We start from the raw sequence: 19,558 nt of genomic DNA on the forward strand, positions 1-19,558 counted from the left end.
ACCTCGTGGCGCCGCCCCCACGCCCCCGTACGTCCAGTACGAGGACGTGGGGGCGGCACCACGATGCACCCGTCTGACCGCGAGTTCGCTCGGCAACCTTTCGGGCCACGCCACTAGTGGCGTTCGCGGTCCATCAACTTCTGAAGCGCGGCGCGTTCCCTCGGATCACGGTCGTGCCGAGCCAGCCGGATGCGCGCGGCCTCCGGGATCGCGTTCTTCGCCTCCGGGTCCACGTTGGCCATGAACGACCTGAGGAACCGCCAGCGCGTGACCTTCATGACCGGTGCGAGGTGGGCGACGGCGAGCGAGACCCAGCTCAGTGCGACGTCGAGCCTGCGGTCGCCCTTGGTCGCGCTCGCCCAGTCGAGGACCACGGGGCCTTCCGGGCCGAGCACGACGTTGCCGGGGTGCAGGTCGAGGTGCAGCAGATCGCCCTCGCCGGACAGGAAGTCGGGCGCGGGGATGACGTCGAGGCGGTGGTGCAGATCCGCGAGCTCGGTGCCGAGGCTGCCCGCGAGCCACGGCTTGCGGCCGATCTCCTCGGACATCCGCGGGCCGGGCACGTACTGCATCACGAGCTCGTCCGCGGTGGCCTCGTGCACGCGCGGGACGGGGATGCCGAAGCCGCTCAGATACGACATCATCTCGGCCTCGCGCCGCAGGTCACGGCCGGTGCGCGTGCGTTTGACGAGCAGGCCGTCCGACCGGATGAACACATCCGAGTCCTGACCGCTCGCGAGATGTTGACGTTGCGCGACGCTGCGCATACCTGCCGTCATGTGACGATCATCATCGATATGATCCGAAACACAAGGGCCGAACGGCTCTAGTGCAGCTCTTCACCCGTTTGAGCCCCACGTGCCTGTCTCTGGCACTCTCTTCCGGTGGAGATCTCGCCCAAGGACCGCTTCGTCACCGTCTACGGCCGCAAGCCAGTGCTGGAAGCGCTGGACGACCCGGCGCTCACGGTCGACAAGGTGGTGCTCGCCGACACGGCCCGAGGCGCGGCCGCGCACGAGATCATCGACGCGGCCCGTTCCCGCGGCGTGGCCGTGCAGCGTGCGACCGCGCAGCGCGTGAAGGTGCTGGCGGGCAACGGCAAGCAGGACCAGGGCGTGCTCGCCGACGTGGTCGCGCCGCGCATGAAGCCGCTGGCGCTCGCCCTCGAAGAGGGCGGGATGAAGTCCGTGCTGGTGCTGGACGGCATCACGACCCCCGCGAACGTCGGCATGATCCTGCGCACCGCGACCGCCGCGGGCATCGACGGCATCGTCGTGCCGCGCCGGGGCGTCGCCTCGATCGACCCGCTCGTGGTGAAGGCCTCCGCCGGAGTGGCTTTCCGAGCGCCCGTGCTGCGCTGCGGCACCTCGGCGGAGGCCTCGGCTTTGTTGCGCGCGTCCGGCTATCCGCTTTACGCGCTGGATTCCCACGCTTCCGACACGATTTATTCCGCGTCATTTCCGTCGCGCACTGCCTTTGTGCTCGGCAGTGAGACCTCCGGAATCACCGACGACGTGCGTCCGCACATCACGGCGCGGCTCTCGATTCCGATGGCGGCGGGCGTGGAATCCCTGAACGTCGCGTCAGCGGCGGCCGTGCTCTGCTTCGAGCTGGTGCGCCGGGCCCAGTAGCGGGCTCAGACCCATTCGACGTGGTACCCGTTGACCCGCGGGTACCCCAGCAGCGAGGTGCACGCGGCCACCGACGGCTCGCCCCTGACCCGGCCGATCGTCCCGTACTGGTCCCAGACCCCGAGGCCGTTCGTGCAGTGCGCGACGGCACGGAAACGCCCCGGCCTGCCCTCGTCGCAGAACACCTCGACCGTGCGCCCGTCCCTCAGGTAGTCCTCGTAGCAACCGCGTTCCTGCGCCTGGGCGGGTGATGCAATTGCCGTGGCTGCAATGGCGACTGCAACGCAAGCGACAATTCTTCGCATTTTCTCCCCTATGCAATCCGACTGCTGACCAAATCGACGTTAGTGCGTCGCCGAATACGGGGCAATGCGCTGCGGGGTGAACCCTCAATCGCGGAGCGCGATCGCTAGCAGGATTTCCAGCTCCTCGAGGGTGGACCGTGTCGACCGATGGTGGACACCGACCATGCCCGCCTCCGCGGCACCCCAGACGTTGGCCATGAGGTCGTCCACGAAGACGCACTCCCCCGGTTCGAGGCCCAGCTTCCGTGCCGTGAGCAGGTAGATCTCGAGATCCGGCTTCGCGAGCCCGACCTCGCCGGAGATGATCGTCGCGTCGAAGAGGCCCGTGTAGACGGTCGGCGGGTACCACCACCCGTCCGCGTTGGACAGCAGCGCGGTCTTGAGGCCGGTCTGCTTGGCCTTGCGCAGCGCGGTGAGGAGCGGGGGTTCCGCGGGGTTGTCCTCACCGGGGTCGGTCAGGACGCCGCCGTAGTCGAGCACCAGGGCTTTGAGCACTCTGGGACGGTACCCACTTTCGAGTGCCCGATGTCCTGATGACGGTGGTGGCGCGCCTGGTTCGGCATGCCCCCAGTCGTTCGCCGCCTGCCAGCCTACGAGCCTCCGGTGGGAGGTTCCGGCCTCGTCATCCCCCGGCCCCGGTCACGCCCGGTGTGGGTGCCGGTGCCGGAACCACCGTCGCCCGCCTTCGACGCCTCCCGGCTCGTCGGGGTCGTGCTGGAGGTGCTGGACGGACGGCGTGCGTCCCGGCTGCTGCGGGAGGTGGCCGTGCCCGCGCTGGCCGCCCGGCTGGGCCGGCTGGTCTGTTCCCGGAGCACGCGGATGGTCCGGGTGCCTCGGGTCTGTCATCCGTCGCGGTTCGTGGCCGAGGTGTCGGTGACCGTGCGGCGGGAGGGGCGGGTGCTGGCCGTGGCCGGGCGAGCGGAGCACCGGGGTGGGCGGTGGTGGTTCACGTCGTTCACGGTGCTGGATTGACGGGCCTGGAAAGCCCCGTGGGCCACACCCCGGAGGAGCGTGACCCACGATGGTGGTGCTGAGGATCAGCGGTCTGGCTTCCTCACCGTGGCGCTGGAGGCCCGAAACGCCGCGTGGGCCGCGCTCCCGGAGGAACGCGGCCCGCACCGGTGGTGCTGAGGATCAGCGGTCTCGCGCCGGCTTCCTCGTGGTGCTGGTCAGCGCTTGCGCTGGTTCTTCGCCGCCTGACGGGCCGCCTCGCGGCGCTCCTTGCGGGTGCCGCCCTGCTGGCCGGCCGCGCCGCCTGCCTCGGCGTGTTCTTCCACGCCGCCGTCCTCTGCCGGGCCGCTGTAGTTCAGGTTCTGCTGGCCCGGGCCACCGAGACCCTTGCCGCGCAGGGCGGGCGGGATCGCGTTGCCACTGGCCAGCTGGGCCATCGCGGGACCGGCGGGGGCATCGGGCTCCCGCTGCGCCTGCGCCTGTGCGGCCGCCGCGGCACGGGCACGAGCGCGGGCACCGCCGCCACCACCGTTGCCGGACACCGACGGCAGGGCCTGCGGCGCGGCACCCAGGGTCACGGGGACCTCGGGCTGTGCGGGCGGCTCCGGCTCCGCCGCCTCGACCTGGAGGTTGAACAGGAAGCCGACGGTCTCCTCGCGCAACGCGTCGAGCATCGCATTGAACATCTCGAAGCCCTCGCGCTGGTACTCGATGAGGGGGTCGCGCTGCGCCATCGCGCGCAGGCCGATGCCCTCCTTCAAGTAGTCCATCTCGTAGAGGTGCTCACGCCACTTGCGGTCCAGGACGGACAGCAGGACGCGGCGCTCCAGCTCGCGGATCGCGCCTTCGCCGACCCGGCTGTCGATGTCGGCCTCGCGGGCGCGGTAGGCGTTCATCGCGTCCTCGACGAGGAGGTCGCGCAGGTACTCGCGCGTCACGTCCTCATCGGACTCGAGGATCTCCTTCGCGTCCAGCGAGACCGGGTAGAGGGTCTTGAGGGCGGTCCAGAGCTTGTCGAAGTCCCAGTCCTCGGCGTACCCGTCGGCCGTGGCGCCGTTGACGTAGTCCTCGACGACGCTCTCGATCATGTGCTCGACCTGCTCGCGCAGGTCCTCACCGGCGAGAACGCGGTGGCGCTCGGCGTAGATCACCGTGCGCTGGCGGTTCATGACCTCGTCGTACTTGAGGACGTTCTTGCGGATCTCGAAGTTCTGCTGCTCGACCTGGGTCTGCGCGCTGCGGATCGCGCGGGTGACCATCTTGTGCTCGATCGGCACGTCGTCCGGCACGTTCAGGCGCGTCATGACCATCTCGACCATGGACGCGTTGAAGCGGCGCATCAGTTCGTCCTGAAGGGACAGGTAGAAGCGCGACTCACCGGGGTCGCCCTGACGGCCGGTGCGGCCGCGCAGCTGGTTGTCGATGCGGCGCGACTCGTGGCGCTCGGTGCCGAGCACGTAGAGACCGCCGGCCTCGCGGACCTCGTCGGCCTCCGCCTTGCCCTGGGTCGTCAGCTCCTCGACGACCTTGGCCCACTCGGCCTCGTACTCCTCCGGCGTGGTCACCGGGTCGAGGCCGCGGTCGCGCAGCTCGTGGTCGGCGATGATGTCCGGGTTGCCGCCCAGCACGATGTCGGTACCGCGACCGGCCATGTTCGTCGCGACGGTGACGGCGCCCTTGCGGCCCGCCTTCGCGATGATCAGCGCCTCGCGGTCGTGGTGCTTCGCGTTCAGCACCTCGTGCGGGATCCCCCTGCGCACCAGCAGCTTCGAGAGGTACTCGGAGCGCTCGACGCTCGTCGTGCCGATCAGGACCGGCTGGCCGTTCTCGTGCTTCTCGGCGATGTCGTCGGCGACGGCGTCGAACTTCGCCTCCTCGCTCTTGTAGACGAGGTCCGGCTGGTCCTTGCGCTGCGGCGGGCGGTTCGTCGGGATGCCGACGACACCCAGCTTGTAGGTCTGGTGGAACTCGGCCGCCTCGGTCTCGGCGGTACCGGTCATGCCGCCGAGCTTCTCGTAGAGGCGGAAGTAGTTCTGCAGCGTGATCGTGGCGAGGGTCTGGTTCTCCGCCTTGATCTCGACGTTCTCCTTGGCCTCGATGGCCTGGTGCATGCCCTCGTTGTAACGGCGACCGGAGAGCACACGACCCGTGAACTCGTCGACGATCATGACTTCACCGTTGCGGAGGATGTAGTCCTTGTCGCGGTTGTAGAGCTCCTTCGCCTTGAGGGCGTTGTTCAGGTAGCCCACCAACGGCGTGTTGGCCGCCTCGTACAGGTTGTCGATGCCGAGCTGGTCCTCGATGTACTCCACACCGAGCTCGGTGACGGCGACCGTGCGCTTCTTCTCGTCGTACTGGTAGTGGTACGACTTCGACTTCTCCTCGATGACCTCGATGCGGTCCTTCTGGGAGAGCTGGGTGACGTCGATGCCGCGCATCCGCGGGACCAGGCGCGCGAACTCCGTGTACCAGCGAGCGGACTGCTCAGCCGGGCCGGAGATGATCAGCGGCGTGCGGGCCTCGTCGATGAGGATCGAGTCGACCTCGTCGACGATCGCGTAGTAGTGGCCGCGCTGCACGCACTCGTCCAGGCTCCACGCCATGTTGTCGCGCAGGTAGTCGAAGCCGAACTCGTTGTTCGTGCCGTAGGTGATGTCCGAGTTGTACGACGCGCGCCGCTGCTCCGGAGTCATCTCGGAGAGGATCGCGCCGACGGTCAGGCCCAGGAAGCGGTGAACACGGCCCATCCAGTCCGCGTCGCGCTTGGCCAGGTAGTCGTTCGTGGTGATGACGTGGACGCCCTTGCCGGCGATGGCGTTGAGGTAGACGGGCATGACCGAGGTCAGCGTCTTGCCCTCACCCGTGCGCATCTCGGCGATCTGCCCGAGGTGCAGCGCCGCGCCACCCATCATCTGGACGTCGTACGGGCGCTGGCCCAGGGTGCGCTTCGCGGCCTCGCGGGCCACGGCGAACGCCTCCGGCAGCAGTTCGTCGAGCGACTCGCCCTCGGCGTAGCGCTTCTTGAACTCTTCGGTCTTGCCCCGCAACTCGGCGTCGGAGAGGTCCACCACCTCGTCTTCCAGGTGGTTGATGTGCTGTGCGATGTTGCGGAGGCGCTTGAGCATCTTGCCCTCGCCGGAGCGGAGCAGTCGGGACAGCACCATCTGGATAGACCTCATCACCTGTATCGCGGCGCGCCCACGTCGGACGCCTTTCCCCTGCCCATCGTAGGCAAGTCGCCAAGATGTGTGCACGGACACAGGCGGATTGGGTAGCCCGACCTGGTCTGCGCAGGTCAGGTGCTGTTTCAGCGATCTTCCCAGGCCACCTGTCGCCGGTGCCCCCACCTCGGCTACTGGTGTGGAGAACGTATGGGGACCGCGCAAAGGTTCCAGGTCCCGCCGATTTCACCTTCACGGTGAACGTCGCGGCGGTGGGACCTGGGGTGAACGCACGCCGCCGCCCCGCACGCGAGGGGTGCGGGGCGGCGGCGGTCGAAGGAACGAGGGTTCGCGCGGGTCAGGCCAGCCTGATCACGCCGTAGTCGAATCCCTTCCGGCGGTAGACGACACTGGGGCGCCCGCATTCGGTGTCGGCGAACAGGTAGAAGTCGTGTCCGACCAGTTCCATCTCGTAGAGGGCCTGGTCGACGGTCATCGGTTTGGCGGCGTGCTCCTTCTCGCGTACGACGCGTCCGGGCAACTTGTCTTCGAGGCCGTCGTCCCAACGCTGCGTGGGCACTTCCGCCATGCCCTCGTAGTCGGCCTCGGGTGCGTCGAGCACCGCGGTCTTCGCGCGGCGCGACGTCATGCTTTCGCCTGCGGACGAGCCTTCGCCCAGTCCGCTTGTCGCTTCGGCCACCGAGATCGGGGCGCGGGCCCCGTGGTGGACGCGCCTGCGGTCGTGAGACCGACGCAGACGGTTCTCGAGCTTCGCGACCGCTGAATCGAGCGCGGCGTAGAAGTCACCCGCGCAGGCTTCGGAACGGACCACGGGTCCACGTCCCTTGCCGGTGATTTCGACCCGCTGGCAGTTCTTGGACTGACGGCGGTTCGGCTCGTGGAAAAGCTCCACGTCGAAGCGGATGACCTTGCGGTCGTAGCGCTCAAGCCGGGCCAGCTTTTCGGCGACGTGAACCCTGTAGTGATCGGGCACCTCGACGTTGCGGCCCTTAACGACGATGTCCATACACGACCTCCCTCGCTTTGCTGCGAGCTATGGCTGGACTGCTTTAAAGCGCCGTGGCGATCTTCGATCGCGGATGTGTCGCAGAGGGTCGTCTCCCTCAGCTCTCACGGCGCCAGGATCATGGGCTGTTCGCCTCCTCCCCGCGGGCCGGGAACGCTGATAGCGGTGCACGTTAGCTTGGGATTCACCGTCGCGTAAGCCCCCTTGCCGGGGGAACGACGAGATTTTTCGGTGACTACGCAGCGCGACGACAACGCGTCGTCAGCCGTGTGCCAAGCGTGCCCCGAACGCGGCCCATCCACACCCCGCTCACCCGAACGGCGCACCACCGGGCCTGCACTCGACGGCAGCGTCGCTGCGTCGAACGGTCCCGGTCGTGGCCTCATACCCAGCCAACGGACCACCCCCGCGTCATGTTCCCGAAACCCGGAAGAGATCGATTCCGAACCACTTCGTGGACTCGACCGCACTTCTTGTGACCGAACTGCGGGGCCGGAACGCCCGATCACGGCCCTGTCACGCCCGGCCGAACGGGGGATTTCGCCCATTGGCACACAAGGCAGTCGATCATCGCCGCAGCGCGTCTCCCACTCATTCAAATGAATAACCGCTGGTCAGCTCGATACGTGAATAATCGTTAACCAGAGGCCCGTGTAGCGGACGCCTGTGGCGGTCACCCCGGCAGGTGATCGCCGCGCTCCAGGGCGCTTGATCGACAGCCCGATGTGCGGACGACTCAGTTCTGAAACACCCGCCCGACAGAGGCTGGGACAAACGGGTCGAAACGAGTAACAGGATCTTGCCGCGTCGTCACAGAACTGATGCCGAGCAGGCATTTCCTCGTCGCCGGAGACCTCGCGGAGATCGACAACACCGGCCGAACTTCACCCTTGTGGGCGGTGCCGAAAGTCCCCGCACGGCCCCGTTCGAGCCCTCCCGCGTCTCAACCCGCGATTTTCTGTCAGACCCCGCCGCCATCCTCGAACCCATGACAGCACTCGACCTGCTCCTGCCGGCCACCTGCTCCGGCTGCGCCCGCCCCGGCACTCCTTGCTGCGCCACGTGCTTCGCCTCGTTCGGCCCGCCTGCCCGGCTCCAGGTCCCCGGTGTCGGCCCGCCTGTGTGGACGCTGGCCGCCTATCACGGCGCCGCCAGGGAACTGGTGCTCGCCTTCAAGGAACGGGGCGCACGGGCTCTCGCAGCGTGGTTCGGCGCCGCGGTCGCCGCGACCCTCGTGGCGCTCGGCCCTCCACCGTGGACGCTCATCCCTGCGCCCTCACGCCGCAGCGCCGCCCGCGACCGGGGTGGGGACCACATGGTCCGGATCGCCCGTCAGGTGGAGATCGCGGCTGTCGCGCCGGTGTTGCGGCTTGGGGCTGGAGTGGCCGATTCGGTGGGGTTGGGGGCCGGGGCGCGGCGGCGGAACCTGGCTGGGCGGGTGGAGGTGTGTGGGCCTGCGCCGCCGGGCACCACGGTGCTGCTGGACGACGTGATCACCACTGGGGCCACGGCTTCGGCTTGTGTTCGCGCTTTGCGGCAGGCTGGGGTGCGGACCAACGCGGTGCTGGTGCTGACTTCGGCTCGGCCGCACCGGCCTGGGGAGTAGCAGCTTGAGCAGCAGGGGCCGCGCGGGTAGTTGGACTGCGGCTCCGGATTCCGCCGTATCAGCCCTGAGCCGTCCACCCGACCGCGTCCAGCCAACCCACCAACCCGGCCACATCAGCCCGGGTAGAACACCAGCGCACCCATCGGCACCCGAATCATGCTGGACCGCCAAACGTCCGTGATGTCCGAAGCCGACCAAAGCCCGGAAGGATCCACCACCTGCACCTGACGAGCAGCGGCCGCCGCCACCGACCCCACCGGCACGGTGAGGTTGGACTGGCTGTAGCGGTCCATCTTGTAGCCGTCGGTGTAGACCTTGGTGACCGGCCACGAGGGCAGCGAGGAGGAGACCACCAGCACGTCCTGCGAGAGCCAGTCGATCGACTGCACGGCAGAGCCCAGGATCGTGGGCTGCAGCTGCCGGGGTGCGCGGAGGGCGACGTCCTGGTTGTTGCGCACCACCGAGGCGACGTAGAGCTTGCCGGCGATCACCAGGGCGGCTCGGGTGCCGTCGCGCGAGAGGCGCAGTTCGCCGATCGGGCCGAACGGCGCGATGTCGGTGGTGTTGACGCCCTTGGCGGTCCAGCTGCCGTTGTCGGAGCGGGTCACCCTGGTCACGGAGGTGCCGTCGACCGCGGTCCAGACCTCGGCGCCCGGTTCCTTCGGGCCGCTCGAGAGCTGCCAGGTCGGTCTGGAGAGCGTGGTCGCGCGCAGGTCCACTTCGGACAGGTCCTGCTCCAGTTCGCCCACGCGCAGGCGCATTCCGCCGCCCGCGCGGGTCACCACGGCGAGCCGTGAGCCGTCCAGCGACTGGGCGGCCGAGACGACGCCGTAAACGCCGGAGCCGGCGGGGCCCTTGATCGGGGTGCCGTCGGTCAGCGAGCGGACCGTGCCGTCCGCCACGATCATGCCCTGGAGGTTCGCGTTCAGCGCCAGCAACGCCTCGCCCGCGGTCGCCGACACGTCGGACGGCCGGTAGTCGCGCTGGTCCGGCAGGATCTGCTGGCCGTCGACGAGCACGCGCACGCGCGACGAGGTGACGCCCGAGTACGACTTCACCACCTGCGCGACGATCTGCTTGCGCTTCTCCGGGGTGAGGTCCTTGCCCACGTTGGTGAGGTTCACCTCCAGCGCGCCGTCGTCGGACTCGTGCGTGTCCTCGAACTTGTCCGTGTCCTGGCCGAGCGCGCTCACCAGCGTGTCGCGCACCGCGTCGCCGGGGCCCGCGATCAGCAGTTCCGTGACGCGGGTCGGGATGCTCGTCGCCGGCGGGATCACGACGTAGCGCGGATCCGGCACCAGCACGGTGAACTCGGGGTTGTAGAAGTACAGCGTCACGCGGCGGTACGTGGTGTTGAACAGGTTCTGCGGCATGAAGACGCCGGGCGGCGGCTCGGAGATCCGCCACTGGTTGTCGCTGTTGCGCTCGACCTTCACCGGGATGCGGAAGTCGTCGAGCTGCGGCACGAACGCGTTGTCGCTGCCCAGCCGGCCGACGTACTTGCCCTGCAGGAGAACGACCTGCGCCTTGTCCTGCGGAGCCTGCGAGGTCGGCACGGTGGAGAAGCCGGTCTCGATGATCGTGGGGTTCTTGGTGTCCCACTTCTTGTTCGCGTCCGGCGTCATGAACGCGCGGGCCGCCGCGTAGTCGCTGTCCGGGTTCGCCGTCGCGTTGAGGAAGTCGCGCACGAGCGTGAACGGGTCGATGTTCTGGCGCGGTTCCGGCGCGACGGGCGTGTTGGACGCCTTGCTGTCCTTCGAGCCGATCGGCTTCGGCTGGGTGTTCGTCGGGATCGCGGCGCACCCCGCCAGGGTCACGAGGACGAGCACCAGCAACGACAGCCGCTTCACCGCACTTCCTCCGAAACCTCGTCCGACTTCGCCGCCTTGTCCGAGGGCACCCCGTCCACGGGCTCCGCGGGCTGCCAGGTGATCTCCTCGGGCCGCAGCTTGATCTCGCCGGGCTCCTCCTCGGCGATCGGTTCCTCCACGACCGTCACGGGTTCGAGCTCGATCGCGGGCGCCAGCGGCAACGGGCTCTCGCGCAGTTCGTCGCCGTGCCTGCGCGGCAACGTCAACCGGAACACGGCACCGTGGCCGGGCTCGCCCCACGCCTCCAGCCAGCCGCCGTGCAGACGGGCGTCCTCCAGCGAGATCGACAGACCCAGGCCGGTGCCGCCGGTGCGGCGGTTGCGCGACGGGTCGGCGCGCCAGAAGCGGCTGAACACCAGCTCGGCCTCGCCCTGGCGCAGCCCGACACCGTGGTCCCGCACGGTGATCGCGACCGCGTGGTCGTTGCCGCGCATGGTCAGCTCGACCGGCTGGCCCTCGCCGTGGTCGATGGCGTTCGCGAGCAGGTTGCGCAGAATCCGTTCCACGCGCCGGGAATCCAGCTCGGCGACGAGCTCGGCGTCCGGCAGGTCCAGCACCACCGGCGAACCGGCGCTCGTCGAGATGGCCCGCACCGAGTCGTGCGCCCTGCGCGCCAGCACGCGGATGTCGACCTGGTCCGCGGTCAGTTCCTCGACACCGGCGTCGAGCCGGGAGATCTCCAGCAGGTCGCCCAGCAGCGACTCGAACCTGTCGAGCTCGTCGACCAGCAGCTCGGTGGAACGGGCGAGCCCGGCGGGGAACTGCTCGCGAGAAGCGTGCAGGACGTCCGCGGCCATGCGCACCGTCGTCAACGGGGTGCGCAGCTCGTGCGAGACGTCGGAGGTGAACCGGCGCTGGAGCTGGCCGAACTCCTCCAGCTGCTTGAACTGCGCCTGGATCGACTCGGCCATCTCGTTGAACGACTCGGCCAGGCGCGCCACGTCGTCCTCACCGACGACGTGCATGCGTTCGTGCAAAGTGCCGTCCGCGAACCGTTCCGCGACCTCGGCCGCCTGCCGCACCGGCCGCACCACCTGGCGCGTCACCAGGTTCGCGATCAGGGCCAGCAGGACCAGCAGGACGATGCCGCCCACCGCCAGGGTCGACTGCACGACCTCGGCCGTGCGCTGCTCGGAGGTCAGCGGGAAGATCAGGTACAGCTGCATCGACCGCGCGGACGTGCTGATCGGCAGGCCCACGACGAACAACGTGGTCTGCACGCCGTCGCGCTGCACGGTGTGGATCTGGGTGCCGGAGCCGCCGTCCTCGACCATCTCGCGCAGACCGCGCGGAACGTCCTCGAGCTTCCCGACGGACGGCACGCGCCCGACACCGGCCGAGCTCTGCCCGTCGGCCAGCACCGGCTCGAACGCACCGGCGCCCGCCGTCGTGGCGTCCGTACCGGCGCCACCGACAGCGAGCTTGTTGATCGCGCTGGTGAACCGCGTCTGCACGCTGTCCGGGCCGGGATTCAGACCGACCAGATCGGACTGGATCAGGTTGCGCGAGGCCATGGCCTGGCGCACCGCGGCCTCGTCCTTGGTGTTCAGCAGCTGGTTGGTGATCTGCATCTGCAGCACCATGCCCAGCACGAACACCACGGCCGACGAGAGCGCGAGCGTGGACACGACGACGCGCAGCTGCAGCGAACGACGCCAGAGGTCACCAAACGCGGACCATCGCTTACGCGCTTCCTCGACGAGGAACTGCGCCTTCGCGATGGCCGGCCGAACGAACTTCATACGCCACCTGTCACGGAGGGCCGGCCTTGTACCCGACACCGCGGACAGTCAACACCACCTCGGGGTGTTCCGGGTCCCGTTCGACCTTGGAACGCAGCCGCTGCACGTGCACGTTCACCAGACGCGTGTCGGCGGCGTGGCGGTAGCCCCACACCTGCTCGAGCAGCACCTCGCGGGTGAACACCTGGCGCGGCTTGCGAGCCAGCGCGACGAGGAGGTCGAACTCCAGCGGCGTGAGCTGGATCGGCCTGCCCTCGCGCAGCACCTCGTGGCCGGGGACGTCGATCGTGAGGTCGCCGATCTGCAGCACCTCGGACGGCTCGGCCTCCGTGCGGCGCAGGCGCGCCCGGATGCGGGCCACCAGCTCCTTGGGCTTGAACGGCTTCACCACGTAGTCGTCCGCGCCGGACTCGAGGCCCAGCACCACGTCGACCGTGTCGCTCTTCGCGGTGAGCATCACGATCGGCACGCCCGACTCGGACCTGATCGCCTTGCAGACGTCGATGCCGTTCATGCCCGGCAGCATCAGGTCGAGCAGCACGAGGTCGGGCTTGAGCTCGCGCAACGCGGGCAGGGCACGGGCACCGTCGGCGACCACCGCGGTGTCGAAGCCCTCCCCGCGCAACACGATCGTCAGCATCTCCGCCAGGGCGGGGTCGTCATCGACGACGAGCACGCGTGCCTTCATGCTCAACATCGTCGCACTCCCGGTCGCACGTTCGCGCACCGCCCACGTTCCGTTGCTGCTGGTGGCGATGTGCGCTCGTTCGGTAACCGGCCGGAACTGTCGTTCCACGTACCCCACCTCGCCCCGTTTGACCTGTTCGTCGCGGGAGTATCCGCGCGAGGATCACCTTTTGTTACCAGGTGTTGTCAGGTTGCGCGAACGGCCGATGCCAGCCAGATGCGCGCGTCACCCACCTTCAGCGGGTCGGTGATCGCCGGTACGGGGCGGTCGTGGCGCGCGGCCAGGTCCACCTGGTGCGTCACCGTGGCGTCCCAGCCGTAGCCGCCGAGCCACTCGACCGGGTCCTCCACGTCGGACTGCCAGCGGGCATCCAGCGCGTCGAACCGCTGGTGGACGGCCTTCATCTGCGGCAGCTCGCGGAAGGCGTGGTTGACGTGTTCGAGCGCGAGCGTGCTGCCACTGGCGGACATCGCGCTCACCCAGTACATGATCTGCTCGCCCGCGTCCGGCGGCAGAAACATGAAGAGGCCCTCCAGCAACCACGCCGTGGGCCTCTTCGGGTCGAACCCCGCGCGTATGAGCGCTGTCGCCCAGTCGTCCCGCAGATCGCACGGGACGACGACGCGGTCGCAGGTCGGCTGCGCGAGCCGGTCGCGCAGGGCGTCCTCCTTGAACTCGACCAGCTCTGGCAGGTCGAGCTCGAAGAGTGTTGTGCCCGGCGGCCACTGCAGGCGGAACGCTCTTGTGTCGAGGCCCGCCGCCATGAGCACGACCTGGGGGCTGGCCGAGGCGAGGAGCTCGTCGTCGAAGTACCGGGTGCGCAGGACGAAGTGGTCGCCCGCGAGGGTGCGCACGCCGTTGAGGTCGCTCGCGGAGCCGGCGGCCTCCACGAGTACTGCGGCCAGCGGGTCGTCGAAGAGGCGGCGGAGATGACCTTGCTCGTTGGCGCGGGCGGCAGCGATCAGCACCGCCGTACGGGCGACACCGACCGGGGTTCGCTGCAGTACACGCTTCAAATTACGATCTCCTATTCACTCACCGTTACCTGTCTGACACTCGATCGTGTCAATCGGTACGCACGTGAGCGACCACTCAAGGAGTGAAGAGCGGTTCCAGAAGCGAATGAAAGTTCACGTTTGACCGCCCATCGACCACTTGCCACGGCGCGAGCCAGCCGATGTTCGCCAATCCGTCGTAAACGACCCCGCACCGCGCCTGCAGCGAGCCATCGGACTCGTAAATGTCACGGGCCCGCGAGTCGTCGGCCTGCTCGCGCTTCGCCGCCCGCTCCGCCGCGACCTCCACGGGCACGCGCAGCAGCAGGTGAAGATCGGGAACGGGCAGCCCGAAGCGTTCGATCTCGAGCTCGTACACCCACCGCACGAAATCGCCGTGCTCGTCCTGGTGCAGACGCGCTGCGCTGTACGCGGCACTCGACGCCACATAACGATCCAGCAAGACCACGTCGTGCTTTTCGAGGTCCTCGCGGATCTGGTCGGCCGCACCGCGACGGTCCAGCGCGTACAGAACGGCCATCCCGTAGACCGAGTCGCTGAGGTCGCCGAGCCTGCCGTAGAGGCCGTCGCGGACCAGGTCGGCGTGCACGCTCTGGCCGTAGCGCGGGAACGCGTGGCTGGCCACGGTCCTGCCCTGGCCGGTCAACACCTCGGTCAACCCGTTGGCGAGAGTGCGCTTGCCGGCACCGTCCAGGCCTTCGATCACTACGAGCTTTCCCACGCCGAAACACTAACTGGACCGGTTCCGGCCACTCACACGGCCGCAGCCCGTCCCCCACACGGGCGAAATCCGATCTTTCGATCACCAGAACGAGTGACTACGGTGAACAGTCACACGGCGCGTGTGAAGGGTAGGTGCCGCGGTGGCCGCGGATTCCGGGCACGCCGGGTCGGTCGACGAACCGATCGGGCACCCGACCGGGGGTCTGCCGACCCCTCTCGCCGAGACGCTGCGCTACGGGCCGTTCCACCGCGCATTGCGCGAGGCGATCGCCCACCGGGGCCTCTCGCTCGCACGGCTGCGCGCACATCTCGAGCAACTGGGTGTCCAAGTGGGCCAGTCGACGCTCTCGTACTGGCAACGCGGTCTGCGCCATCCCGAGGTGCCACGCGCCATCAGCACAGTGCGCGCGCTGGAGACCGTGCTGCGTCTGCCGCCGTCGTCCTTGTTGGACCTCATCGGCCCGCGCAACGCGAACACCTACGCACCACGCCCGGTCGCGACCTGGCCGGACTCCGCGCCGCTGCTCGCGACGTTCGACTCCGTGCCCGAGGCCGCGCGAGGCAACGCCGACCTCGAAGTGCTCTCCGTGCACGACACCGTCCAGATAGGCATGCACCGCGAGCAGCGGTCCATCACCACACGGCTGGTCGTGCGCGCGGTGCGACAGGGACCTGACAGGTACCTGGCGATGCACCACGGCGACGACGGCTCGTTGATCGAGAACGCGATGGTGAGAGCCGGCGAAGGCTGCAGGCAGGGGCGGCTGCGCCGGGAAAGCGCTTCCCGCAACCTCGCCGTGGAGATGCTGTTCGACCGGCGGCTCGCGGCGGGCGAGGAGCACGTCTTCAGCTTCACGATCGCCGACGACACCGGCAACGCGACGCCGGGCCACCACCGGACGTTCCGCGACACCTGCGGGTCTTACCTCGTGCAGCTCTCGTTCCACCGGCGGGCGATGCCCGCGCGCTGCATGAAGCAGTTCCTGGCCTCGGCCGACGCCACGCCGGTCGACGTCGACGAGCTGGTGTGCGGGCTCGGCGGCGTCGTCAGCGCGTACTTCGGCGACGTCGGGCCGGGGATCGCGGGCATCGCCGTCGAGTGGAGCTGAACCCGGGCCTGGGGCGTCCCCAGAGGACATTGTGAGCGACGCGGTCCGCGCATTCCGCGGACACACGTCCCCTGAGCGAGCGCGAGGAAAGCGAGAGGGCTAAAGACCGGCGGTCCGAAGACCCTTCCGGTTCCGGAGTTAGAAGGAAGCCCTCTCATGGCCTCGCGTCTTCCACGGTAGCAGCGACCTGGGTCAGTCCGACAGGAGTTTCCCGAGTTCTGCGACCGTCGTGACGGTTCCGGTCCCGTCCTGCGTCAACCCGATGCGGATCGCCGGAGCATCCACTGTGGACTGCTTGCGCGCGAACAGGTCTCGCACGCGGGCCACCGTGAAGTACTTGCGCCGCAACGCCGCTGCCGCGATCAGCTTCACGACGTCGCGGTTCTCCTCCACCCGGTTGCCCCACGACGTGCCGCGCAGGTAGAGGTGCAGCCACGTGCCGAACCAGGAGTCGCCCTCCCGTTCGAACATCACCGGCAACGCGACCTTTCCCTTGCCGCGCATAGAGGAACGCGCGCGAACCGTGCTCGGCTCGAACGGCTTGCCCATCTGGTCGAGGTCGCGGCTCATGAACCCGAACATCGACTCGGCGACCTCGTCGAACCCCTCCCCCGAGTAGACGTTCACCTGCGGCACGACGTACTTGGCGTCCAACGCGGTGCGGTGCAGGTCGATGAACTCCGTGGCGCCGTCCGTGGCATCGGTGACGTCACCCGAGTAGATCGCGCCCTCACCCTTGAGCCGCGTCCACGACACCTGCCCCTTGAACTCGAAGTTCTCGCCCAGCAGCACCGCGGACAGGTCGTAGTCCGTCCGCTTGGCGTGCTGCCGCCAGTGCACGAAGAACCGCAGCACGTCGCCGTCGAACGTGAGCTTCGACCCGCGCGGGAGCACTCCGAAGCCTTCCTCGGTACCGGAAACCGGCACCACGACGTCGAGCACCTCGTCGTCCACCACGAGCTCGGAGTACTCCGGCAGCCTGCGGACCAGCTCGTTCTCGACCACCTCGACGATCGCGCCGACCGCCTGGGGATCGAGCGGCTCGCGGTTGTCGTCGGCGATCCACACCCTGCGCGCACGACTCGCGAACACGCGGGCGGTGTCCGGCGTCGTGCGGTTCGACAGGTGTTCCAGCACCGAGATGAGGACGCGACTCGACACCTCCGGCACCGCCGCTTCCACGCGCTGAGCGAGATTTTCGGCCCCGTGCCGGAGAAGCCGGTCGAGCTGCCGCAACAACATGCCCGGCGCGTTGGCGAGGATGCTCGTCGCGCGCTCGATGTCGTTGACCGCGAAGGCCATCTCGACCTGCCCGGCGAACGACCGCGCGACCTTCTCCCCGCGCGCCACCGCGAACACGTCCTGCGCCCGCTCGAACGGGTACTCGTGCGGGTGCAACCGCTCGCCGAGCCGCTTCCACGCCTCGCGGTTCTGGCCGACGTCACCGAGCTTGCTCTCCGCGACCTCGTTCAACGCGCCGAGCAACGCCCTGCGCTCAGGCCGGCGGAACGACCGGAACCGCGTCGGTTCCTGCAGCGTCACGTCTCCCCCGGACGCCTCCGCCGCGAGCCGCAGCACGTCGGTGACGGTGTCGACGTCCTGGAGCGGCCGCTGCGCGACGAGCCGCGCGGCGTTGAGAATCGCGCGGTTCTCCCGCACGGGCACGTCGAGTTCGCCGTCGGCACCGACCACGGCCAGCTCGCCGAGCAACGCCCTGTCGTTCTCCGCCAACGGAATCGGGCTCGTGGCGAGCTCCTCGAACAGCCGCTGCACCTCGTCGTCGAGCGTGCCACCGAGGTGCACGACCGTGATGCGGTCCTTCAACGACGGGATCAGCTCGTCGTGCGCCTGGAGCATCTCCTCGTAGGAGTGCTGGACCCGACCGTACTTGGGCAGGTCGAGGAGGTTGTTCGTCGGCGCGATGCCCTGCTCCAGCGCGTCGCGCAGGCACTCCCACCAGAACGCGAGGGTGTCCGGCACGTTGTGCGGGAACTCCTTGAAGTACGGGTTGTGCTGGCCGCGCGCACCGATCAGCTCCTTGACCGCGCGCACGACCTCGGCGGCGAACTCCTCGGCATCAGCGAGGGCGCCCACGTGCTCCAGCAGATCACGGCTGGCCTTGAACCCCGACCTGATCAGCGCGGCGTCCAACTGGCGCGCGATCGCTGCGCCGTCACCCGGCGCGCCGTCGGAGGTGGGCACGCGCAGGGTCTTCTTGATGATGGTCGTCCGCACCTGGTCAGTAAAACCCGCACGTCAACCAAGTTCCAGCAGCTTTCCCAACGCGGCTTCGTACTGCTCGCGGTCGAACGTGAACGGACCGAGCTCGTCGTACACCCTGCCGTTGCGATGCGGCCGCCGGAACTCGTCCCAGATGATCGCCTTCTTGTCCTTGCCTGCCCGGATGCGCGCGACCAGCGGCCCACAACTCGCGACGCCGCAGTCGCAGCCGAGCACCAGCTGCGCCTTGCCGGGCTGGAACGGCTTGGCGTCGAGATCGTCCTTGCGCACTCCGCTGAACGACGGGTCGTCGTAGAGCTCGAGCCACTCGGTGAGCGGAACGCCGTCGATCAGCGGCACGACCACGTTCTCGTGCATGACGTCGTGTGGCTCGATCACCAGCCCGAACTCGTTCATGAGCGGCAGCGTAATTCCACCCGTTTGGGCACGCTGTTGTTTTTCCTCCATCACCTAACGTCGAATCTCATGAACGGCGATCCGTCCACCCCGTACAGCCGTGACCTGGGCGATGAGTTGCGACAGGTGCGCGAGCGCTTCACGACCTTCCGCGCGAGGAAGATCGCCCGGATGCTCGGGTGGGATCCGGGGAAGGTTTCCAACATCGAGCACGGCAAGGTGCGCGCCACCGAGATCGACATCATTCAGTACCTGGGCCGATGTGGCCGCAGCCAGACTTTCATCGAGGACTTCCTGAAGCGGTACCGCTCAGCGTTCGACCTCTACTTCGTGCAGGTGCCGGACAACCTGCGCACGATGACCATGGCCGAGTCGATGGCGGACAAGATCACCACCTACGACCTGACGACCATTCCCGGTCTGCTGCAATCCGAGGAGTACGCGCGAGCGCTGTACGAGGCTCGCGGTGTCCTGACCCCCGACCTGATCGAGGCCGCGATTCGCTTTCGGATGGAGCGGCAAGCGATCCTGCGGGCGCACAACCGGCCGGACTGCACCTTCTACGTTCACGAGAACGCACTGCGCCTCAAGGTCGGCAGTGACGCGGTCATGGAGGACCAGCTCATGAGGCTGCTCTTCCACACCCACGTCATCCGGATCGTGCCTGCGACAAGCGGTCCGGCAGGTGTGCTTCTGGCGCACTACGTGCTTTGGGGTTACGAGAAGCGCAGCGACGTGGCCTTCACGGAGTCCGACCTCGCGATGGTGTTCGTGCAGGACGACATCGGCGTCAAGCGCTGCAAATCGATCTTCGCGAGACTGGATGCCCTCGCGCTCGATGAGGAACAATCGCGGTCGATGGTGGCGGATCTCGCCAGCCGATCGCGGGAGGACCTCAGTGACCGGAAACTGCACTTGGCGTAAGAGCAGCTACAGCGGTGGTGACTCCGTCGAGAGCGACTGCGTCGAGGTGGCGTTCGCCCAGGTCGTGCGCGTCCGTGACTCCAAGAACACCGCGGGCCCCGAGCTCGGGTTCAGCGCCGAAGCCTGGCAGGTGTTCGTGGAGGCATTCGACCGTTAGAGGAGGCCTG

Annotated in this window: 18 protein-coding genes; 6 read left to right on the plus strand and 12 right to left on the minus strand. The window is 68.3% G+C overall.

The window, feature by feature from the left end:
* Positions 1-113: 113 nt before the first annotated feature.
* Positions 114-779 (minus strand): phosphotransferase, encoded by a 666-nt coding sequence (locus ACSHWB_RS08875; protein ID WP_439661602.1) that lies wholly within the window; start codon positions 777-779, stop codon positions 114-116.
* Positions 780-884: 105 nt separating this feature from the next.
* Here ACSHWB_RS08875 and ACSHWB_RS08880 point away from each other — a divergent pair, with 105 nt between their 5' ends.
* Positions 885-1,631, plus strand: a complete 747-nt coding sequence (locus ACSHWB_RS08880) for a TrmH family RNA methyltransferase (protein ID WP_439661603.1) — start codon at positions 885-887, stop codon at positions 1,629-1,631.
* A gap of 5 nt (positions 1,632-1,636) precedes the next feature.
* Here the strand turns inward: ACSHWB_RS08880 and ACSHWB_RS08885 are convergent, their stop codons facing one another.
* Both ACSHWB_RS08885 and ACSHWB_RS08890 read right to left on the minus strand, forming a co-directional pair.
* On the minus strand, positions 1,637-1,936 hold the full coding sequence (locus ACSHWB_RS08885) for a hypothetical protein (protein ID WP_439661604.1): 300 nt from the start codon (positions 1,934-1,936) through the stop codon (positions 1,637-1,639).
* 84 nt (positions 1,937-2,020) lie between these two features.
* On the minus strand, positions 2,021-2,431 hold the full coding sequence (locus ACSHWB_RS08890) for an HAD-IA family hydrolase (protein ID WP_439661605.1): 411 nt from the start codon (positions 2,429-2,431) through the stop codon (positions 2,021-2,023).
* 108 nt (positions 2,432-2,539) lie between these two features.
* Here ACSHWB_RS08890 and ACSHWB_RS08895 point away from each other — a divergent pair, with 108 nt between their 5' ends.
* Entirely contained in the window at positions 2,540-2,908 is a 369-nt protein-coding gene (locus tag ACSHWB_RS08895; protein ID WP_439661606.1) for an Rv3235 family protein, read from the plus strand.
* 197 nt (positions 2,909-3,105) lie between these two features.
* Here the strand turns inward: ACSHWB_RS08895 and secA are convergent, their stop codons facing one another.
* Complete coding sequence (gene secA, locus ACSHWB_RS08900) at positions 3,106-6,051, minus strand: preprotein translocase subunit SecA (protein ID WP_439661607.1); 2,946 nt, start codon at positions 6,049-6,051, stop codon at positions 3,106-3,108.
* Between the two features lie 355 nt (positions 6,052-6,406).
* Positions 6,407-7,075: a ribosome hibernation-promoting factor, HPF/YfiA family gene (gene hpf, locus ACSHWB_RS08905; protein ID WP_439661608.1), complete on the minus strand. Its 669-nt coding sequence runs from the start codon at positions 7,073-7,075 to the stop codon at positions 6,407-6,409.
* A gap of 988 nt (positions 7,076-8,063) precedes the next feature.
* On the opposite strand from hpf, the gene ACSHWB_RS08910 reads away from it, so the two are divergent.
* Positions 8,064-8,681 (plus strand): ComF family protein, encoded by a 618-nt coding sequence (locus ACSHWB_RS08910; protein ID WP_439661609.1) that lies wholly within the window; start codon positions 8,064-8,066, stop codon positions 8,679-8,681.
* 113 nt (positions 8,682-8,794) lie between these two features.
* On the opposite strand, the gene ACSHWB_RS08915 is transcribed toward ACSHWB_RS08910, so the two are convergent.
* From ACSHWB_RS08915 to ACSHWB_RS08935, 5 genes are all read right to left on the minus strand, one after another.
* Positions 8,795-10,531 carry an LpqB family beta-propeller domain-containing protein gene (locus tag ACSHWB_RS08915; RefSeq protein ID WP_439661610.1) on the minus strand — a complete coding sequence of 579 codons (1,737 nt, stop codon included), beginning with the start codon at positions 10,529-10,531 and terminating at the stop codon, positions 8,795-8,797.
* Positions 10,528-12,294, minus strand: a complete 1,767-nt coding sequence (gene mtrB, locus ACSHWB_RS08920) for an MtrAB system histidine kinase MtrB (RefSeq protein WP_439661611.1) — start codon at positions 12,292-12,294, stop codon at positions 10,528-10,530. The genes ACSHWB_RS08915 and mtrB overlap by 4 nt, the downstream gene beginning before the upstream one ends.
* A 10-nt stretch (positions 12,295-12,304) precedes the next feature.
* Complete coding sequence (gene mtrA / locus ACSHWB_RS08925) at positions 12,305-12,982, minus strand: MtrAB system response regulator MtrA (protein WP_030471262.1); 678 nt, start codon at positions 12,980-12,982, stop codon at positions 12,305-12,307.
* 185 nt (positions 12,983-13,167) lie between these two features.
* Positions 13,168-13,998 carry an SAM-dependent methyltransferase gene (locus ACSHWB_RS08930; RefSeq protein ID WP_439661612.1) on the minus strand — a complete coding sequence of 277 codons (831 nt, stop codon included), beginning with the start codon at positions 13,996-13,998 and terminating at the stop codon, positions 13,168-13,170.
* A gap of 76 nt (positions 13,999-14,074) precedes the next feature.
* Positions 14,075-14,719 carry a dTMP kinase gene (locus tag ACSHWB_RS08935; RefSeq protein ID WP_439661613.1) on the minus strand — a complete coding sequence of 215 codons (645 nt, stop codon included), beginning with the start codon at positions 14,717-14,719 and terminating at the stop codon, positions 14,075-14,077.
* Positions 14,720-14,861: 142 nt separating this feature from the next.
* On the opposite strand from ACSHWB_RS08935, the gene ACSHWB_RS08940 reads away from it, so the two are divergent.
* The gene (locus ACSHWB_RS08940; RefSeq protein ID WP_439661614.1) at positions 14,862-15,830 is read left to right on the plus strand and encodes a helix-turn-helix domain-containing protein; all 969 of its coding nucleotides are present in this window, start codon (positions 14,862-14,864) and stop codon (positions 15,828-15,830) included.
* 192 nt (positions 15,831-16,022) lie between these two features.
* Here ACSHWB_RS08940 and ACSHWB_RS08945 read toward each other — a convergent pair whose 3' ends face one another.
* Together ACSHWB_RS08945 and ACSHWB_RS08950 are read right to left on the minus strand one after the other, a co-directional pair.
* Positions 16,023-18,065, minus strand: coding sequence for a hypothetical protein (locus ACSHWB_RS08945; RefSeq protein ID WP_439661615.1), 2,043 nt, complete (start codon positions 18,063-18,065; stop codon positions 16,023-16,025).
* A gap of 21 nt (positions 18,066-18,086) precedes the next feature.
* On the minus strand, positions 18,087-18,467 hold the full coding sequence (locus tag ACSHWB_RS08950; protein ID WP_439661616.1) for a hypothetical protein: 381 nt from the start codon (positions 18,465-18,467) through the stop codon (positions 18,087-18,089).
* 69 nt (positions 18,468-18,536) lie between these two features.
* On the opposite strand from ACSHWB_RS08950, the gene ACSHWB_RS08955 reads away from it, so the two are divergent.
* Positions 18,537-19,391 carry a DUF5753 domain-containing protein gene (locus tag ACSHWB_RS08955; RefSeq protein WP_439661617.1) on the plus strand — a complete coding sequence of 285 codons (855 nt, stop codon included), beginning with the start codon at positions 18,537-18,539 and terminating at the stop codon, positions 19,389-19,391.
* The gene (locus ACSHWB_RS08960; RefSeq protein WP_439661618.1) at positions 19,366-19,548 is read left to right on the plus strand and encodes a DUF397 domain-containing protein; all 183 of its coding nucleotides are present in this window, start codon (positions 19,366-19,368) and stop codon (positions 19,546-19,548) included. The genes ACSHWB_RS08955 and ACSHWB_RS08960 overlap by 26 nt, the downstream gene beginning before the upstream one ends.
* Positions 19,549-19,558: the final 10 nt, after the last annotated feature.

The sequence above is a fragment of the Lentzea sp. HUAS TT2 genome (assembly GCF_051853195.1).
Classification (GTDB): domain Bacteria; phylum Actinomycetota; class Actinomycetes; order Mycobacteriales; family Pseudonocardiaceae; genus Lentzea.

Bases quoted from the DNA above. Each gene is read 5' to 3' on its own strand.
- ACSHWB_RS08875 (WP_439661602.1), bottom strand. From the start codon at position 779: ATGACGGCAGGTATGCGCAGCGTCGCGCAACGTCAACATCTCGCGAGC.
- ACSHWB_RS08885 (WP_439661604.1), bottom strand. From the start codon at position 1,936: ATGCGAAGAATTGTCGCTTGCGTTGCAGTCGCCATTGCAGCCACGGCA.
- secA (WP_439661607.1), bottom strand. From the start codon at position 6,051: ATGGTGCTGTCCCGACTGCTCCGCTCCGGCGAGGGCAAGATGCTCAAG.
- hpf (WP_439661608.1), bottom strand. From the start codon at position 7,075: ATGGACATCGTCGTTAAGGGCCGCAACGTCGAGGTGCCCGATCACTAC.
- ACSHWB_RS08910 (WP_439661609.1), top strand. From the start codon at position 8,064: ATGACAGCACTCGACCTGCTCCTGCCGGCCACCTGCTCCGGCTGCGCC.
- mtrB (WP_439661611.1), bottom strand. From the start codon at position 12,294: ATGAAGTTCGTTCGGCCGGCCATCGCGAAGGCGCAGTTCCTCGTCGAG.
- mtrA (WP_030471262.1), bottom strand. From the start codon at position 12,982: ATGAAGGCACGCGTGCTCGTCGTCGATGACGACCCCGCCCTGGCGGAG.
- ACSHWB_RS08950 (WP_439661616.1), bottom strand. From the start codon at position 18,467: ATGAACGAGTTCGGGCTGGTGATCGAGCCACACGACGTCATGCACGAG.
- ACSHWB_RS08955 (WP_439661617.1), top strand. From the start codon at position 18,537: ATGAACGGCGATCCGTCCACCCCGTACAGCCGTGACCTGGGCGATGAG.